The sequence below is a fragment of the Streptomyces torulosus genome (assembly GCF_001419765.1).
In the GTDB taxonomy this organism is placed as follows: Bacteria; Actinomycetota; Actinomycetes; order Streptomycetales; family Streptomycetaceae; genus Streptomyces; species Streptomyces torulosus.
Map to the genome: position 1 here is coordinate 1 of NZ_LIRK01000781.1, position 4,158 is coordinate 4,158.

At 71.4% G+C, this 4,158-nt stretch carries 4 protein-coding genes; 1 reads left to right on the top strand and 3 read right to left on the bottom strand.

Annotated elements, in window-relative coordinates; translation table 11 throughout:
• Positions 1 to 305: 305 nt before the first annotated feature.
• Positions 306 to 1,163, top strand: coding sequence for a phosphatase PAP2 family protein (locus tag AOK23_RS39780; protein ID WP_055717303.1), 858 nt, complete (start codon positions 306 to 308; stop codon positions 1,161 to 1,163).
• Between the two features lie 22 nt (positions 1,164 to 1,185).
• On the opposite strand, the gene AOK23_RS39785 is transcribed toward AOK23_RS39780, so the two are convergent.
• The 3 genes from AOK23_RS39785 to AOK23_RS39795 are packed head-to-tail and all read right to left on the bottom strand — an operon-like array spanning position 1,186 to position 3,966.
• The gene (locus AOK23_RS39785) at positions 1,186 to 1,479 is read right to left on the bottom strand and encodes a Dabb family protein (RefSeq protein ID WP_055717304.1); all 294 of its coding nucleotides are present in this window, start codon (positions 1,477 to 1,479) and stop codon (positions 1,186 to 1,188) included.
• Positions 1,476 to 2,657 carry an aminotransferase class I/II-fold pyridoxal phosphate-dependent enzyme gene (locus tag AOK23_RS39790; RefSeq protein ID WP_055717305.1) on the bottom strand — a complete coding sequence of 394 codons (1,182 nt, stop codon included), beginning with the start codon at positions 2,655 to 2,657 and terminating at the stop codon, positions 1,476 to 1,478. The genes AOK23_RS39785 and AOK23_RS39790 overlap by 4 nt, the downstream gene beginning before the upstream one ends.
• Entirely contained in the window at positions 2,647 to 3,966 is a 1,320-nt protein-coding gene (locus AOK23_RS39795) for an MFS transporter (protein WP_240496775.1), read from the bottom strand. The genes AOK23_RS39790 and AOK23_RS39795 overlap by 11 nt, the downstream gene beginning before the upstream one ends.
• Positions 3,967 to 4,158: the final 192 nt, after the last annotated feature.

The following is a 4,158-nucleotide window of genomic DNA, read 5'->3' on the forward strand; positions in this document are numbered from 1 at the left end:
CGTTCGTGAGCCCCTCGCGAGCCCTTCAGGAGCTCCTCGCGAGGGGCTCACGAACGTCCCCTGCGCGCCCCCTGCCGGCCCCCGCCCGCACGGGGCGCGCATACGGAATCCCCCATCCGCCTCCGACGTCCCACGCTTCCCGGAACCGGAACGCGGCCTCGGATTCCGGTGCCTGTGCACGAGCGTCGGAGGGCGTGAAGAAGGTGTGCAAAGTGCATGTCGGGTCGCGTTTTCGCCTGTCGCCACCGCACGGCCTGTCGTAGGTTCTTGGGCAGATGAGAGATACACCCCGCCCACAGGGGACTGTGGGCGACACCTGGTCGGGGCCTCCCCAGCTTCGCCCTGGTCGTGCCCTCGCGCACACACCCGGAGCTTCCGGCTCCGGATCTCCTCACCGATCGGATGGCCGCTCGCCCCAAACCCCCCGGGGCGCGCGGCACACCGATCCGGACGGCCGCTCTCGAACCACCCCCCCTGTTCGAGGGCGGCCGACCATTTCCTCCGGCCGTCGCGCCGGACCCCGCGGACCCCGCGGACTCCTCCTTCTCGGCCTTCCGGGCCTCCTCTTCGCGCTGATCACCTGGCAGGTCGTCGCGGACGGCCCGCTGGCCCACGCGGACGAACGCCTCAGCGACTCCCTCGTGCGGCGCGGCGCCGCCGCGCAGTTCCTCGCCGACCTCGGCAACGTCACCGTCGCCGTGCCGGTGCTCGCACTCGTCCTCGTCTGCGTCGCGTGGCGCGCGCGTGCCACCGGTACGGACCACTGGTGGCGGCCCGCCGCAGGCGCCGCCGCGCTCATGGCGGCCGTACCGCTCTGGGTGGTCCCGCTGAAGGAGCTGGTCGCCCGCCCCGGCCCCGCGATCATGGGCCCGGGCACGGGTTTCTACCCTTCCGGCCACACCGCGACCGCCGCCGTCGCGTACGGCGCCGCCGTTCTGCTGCTCCTGCCCTGGCTGCGCGGCGCCCCGTCGCGCGGCGCGGCCGTCTGCTGCGCCGTCGTCGTCAACCTCGGCGTCGGTGCCGGCCTGGTCCGTCAGGGTTACCACTGGCCGCTCGACGTGGTCGCGAGCTGGTGCGTGTGCGCGATGCTCCTCACCGCGCTGAGCCGCTGGTCACGCCCCCGCTCCCGTACCCCCGACGGGACGGGCCGGGAGGGGCGGTAGGGAGCCCCCGTCGACCCGCGCGTCAGGCCTCGACGTCGACGACGACCCAGTCGGCGATCTCCCGCCAGAGCTCGGCCGAGCGCCGGTGGAACGGGTGGGTCAGATAGCGGTCGACGGCCGGGATGTCGTCCAGGACTCCCTCGGCGTAGAAGTCGTAGGCGACGGCCCGGGTGGACACATTGCGTCCGCAGCGCCATGCGTGGAGTCCGGGCACCTCGCTGCCCACCTTCGCGGTGGACTGCTCCGCCTCGACGGCGCGCGGGTCGTTCCAGTCGATTCCCGGCTTGAACCGGAACAGGACGACGTGGCGTATCACAGCAGGTCTCCCGTGGATCGTGAGAAGGCGGCGAGCCGGGCGACGGCCTCGCGGAGGCGTTCCTCGGGGGCCAGCAGACTGACCCGTACGTATCCCTCGCCGTGCTCGCCGAACCAGTGGCCGGGGGCCACGGCGACCCTGGCCCGGGTGAGCAGGTCGTCGGCGAACTCGGCGGACTTCCGGCGGCCGGGGATCGGCAGCCAGGCGAAGATCGACCGGGGCTCGTCGACGGGCCATCCGGCGTCGCGCACCCCGGCGACGAAGATGTCACGGCGTCGTTCGTAGACCGCCGTCAGCTCGTCGACGCAGTCCTGGGGGCCGGTGAGGGCCGCGACGGCGGCGCGCTGGATGAACGGCGGGAGCGAGACGTAGTAGTGCTCCTGGAGGAGGTTGATCGCGGCGATGACGTCGCGGTTGCCGACCACGGCTCCGATCCGCCAGCCGGCCATGTTGAACATCTTCGACAGCGAGATGAACTCGACCCCGACGTCCTTGGCTCCGTCCGTCTCCAGGAAGGAGACGGGCCGCTCACCGTCGAAGCCCAGTGCTCCGTAGGCGAAGTCGGACGCCACGATCACGTGGTGCTCGGCGGCGAAGCGGACGGTCTCGGCGTAGAAGTCCGGCGGGGCGGTCACCGAAGTGGGGTTGTTGGGGTAGTTCAGGAACATCAGCTTGGCCTGCGCGCGGGTGACCGGGTCCAGCTCGGTGTAGTCGGGCAGGAAACCGTTCTCCCTGCGCAGCGGCAAGGGGCGCATGTCCGCCCGGGCGAGGACCACGCCCGCCCAGTAGTCCGGGAAGGCCGGGTCGGGCATCAGGCACACGTCACCCGGGTCGAGGAAGCACTGGCTGATCTCCACCAGGCCGGCCTTGGCGCCGAACAGGATCGCGACCTCGGTCTCGGGGTCCAGACGGACCCTGTGGTGAGCCGCGTACCAGTCGCCGATCGCGGCCTTGAGTTCGAGCAGGCCCGAGAACGAGCCGTACCGATGGGTGGCCGGGTCGAGCACCTCCCTGCGCAGCGCTTCCACGATGTGCGGCGGGGTCGGCAGGTCGGGGTTTCCCTGGCACAGGTTGACGACGTCCTCGCCCGCGGCGACGAGCTGGTCGATCCTGGCCACGGTCGTGGCGAAGGAGCTTCTGGGCAGGTCACGCAGTCTGCGCGCGGTCTCAGTCCTCATGGGCCACGACCTTCGCTCCCCGAGCCTGGTCCACGGCCGCCTCGGGAACCGGGTCCCCGGCGGTCGGGTGACCCGCGGTCCGCTCGCCGCGCCCCCGGTGCGCCCAGCCGGTCAGGGCGAAGGCCAGGAGGGTGATGGCGGCGCACACCCAGCCGAGGGCGTCGAATCCGTATGCGGAGAACAGGGAGCCGAACACCGCCGCCCCGATGGCCACCCCGAGGTTGGTGGCGAGGCTGTAGAACGCGAGGATCGCGCCTCGGTGCTGTTGCGAGCACTCGCTCAGCAGGGTGCTGAGCAGGGTGACCACGAGGCTCTGCATCGCCCCCCACAGGAACAGGCACACCACGAGGAGCGGCGTCCAGCGCGTGGCCTGCGGGATGAGCGCGAGGGCCGGTACGAGCCCCGCCAGCAGCACGACGAGCACACGCTCCTTGCCCCACTCGTCGGCCCATCGGCCGGTGAGGAAGCTGGTCGCGAAGCCCAGACCGTAGAGAAGGATCATGATGCCGGTCATCGAGCTGCCCGTGCCGAAGCGGTACTGCAGGGCGCTGCCGAGGAAGGTGTACATCCCGTAGAAGCCCAGCATGTTCAGGAAGGTGGCGAGGACGTAGGTGGGCACACGGGGCGCCAGGAAGGCGCGGGCCGCGTCCCGGATCCAGCCGCGCCCCGACGGTTCGGTGGCCGCCTCTCCGTCCGGTGTTGCGCCGGCCCGGCCGCCGGCGGTGCCGCTTCCGCCGGCCCGGACCAGCACCAGGGTCACGACGGCACCGAGGATCGCGAGCAGCCCGAAGGTCCAGCGCCAGCCGACCCAGCCGCCGACGAAGGAGCCCATCGGTACGCCGAGCACGAGCGACAGCGACCAGCTCGACACGATGATCCCCATGGCGCGGCCGCGGTGCCGGTAGGGGATCTGGTCACCGACGAAGGCGTAGGCCGTCGGTACGAAGGCGCCCGTCGCCAGGCCCGCCAGGGCCCGTCCCGTGAACAGCAGGGCCGGTGAGGGGGCGAGCGCGCACAGGACGGTCCCCAGGACGAACATCGTCATCCCGATCGTCAGGCTGACCCGGCGTGACATGCGGTCCCCGAGGGGAGCGAAGATCAGGGCGCCGATCGCCGTCGCGACGCCGTACACCGTGACGGACAGCGCCATGAGGGCCACCGAGGTGCGGAACGAGTCGGCCATACCCACGAGCAGCGGTGAGACCACCAGCTCCTCCGAGCCGACCGCGAAGATCCCCGCCATCAGGGCGAGCACGGTCAGGAGCGGGAACCCGCCGGAGCGTTCCTCGCCGTTCAATCGGTCCGACACTCGGCCAACCTTTCTTTCGGTGCGGGGGGATCACGTAGGGCCGAGGACGATCCTGAGAGTCCTCGGCGGGCTGCTAGTGCTGTGGCCGGAAAGGTTTGCCGGAAAGCTCGCGGCGTCCGGTGCGGTGCCTCGCACGGCGGAGCATGACCCGCGTACTGGATGTACTCGGGTCATGCGACAACGCCGCGAGGT

Coding starts and splice junctions, on each gene's coding strand:
- AOK23_RS39790 (WP_055717305.1), bottom strand. CDS start 2,657: ATGAGGACTGAGACCGCGCGCAGACTGCGTGACCTGCCCAGAAGCTCC.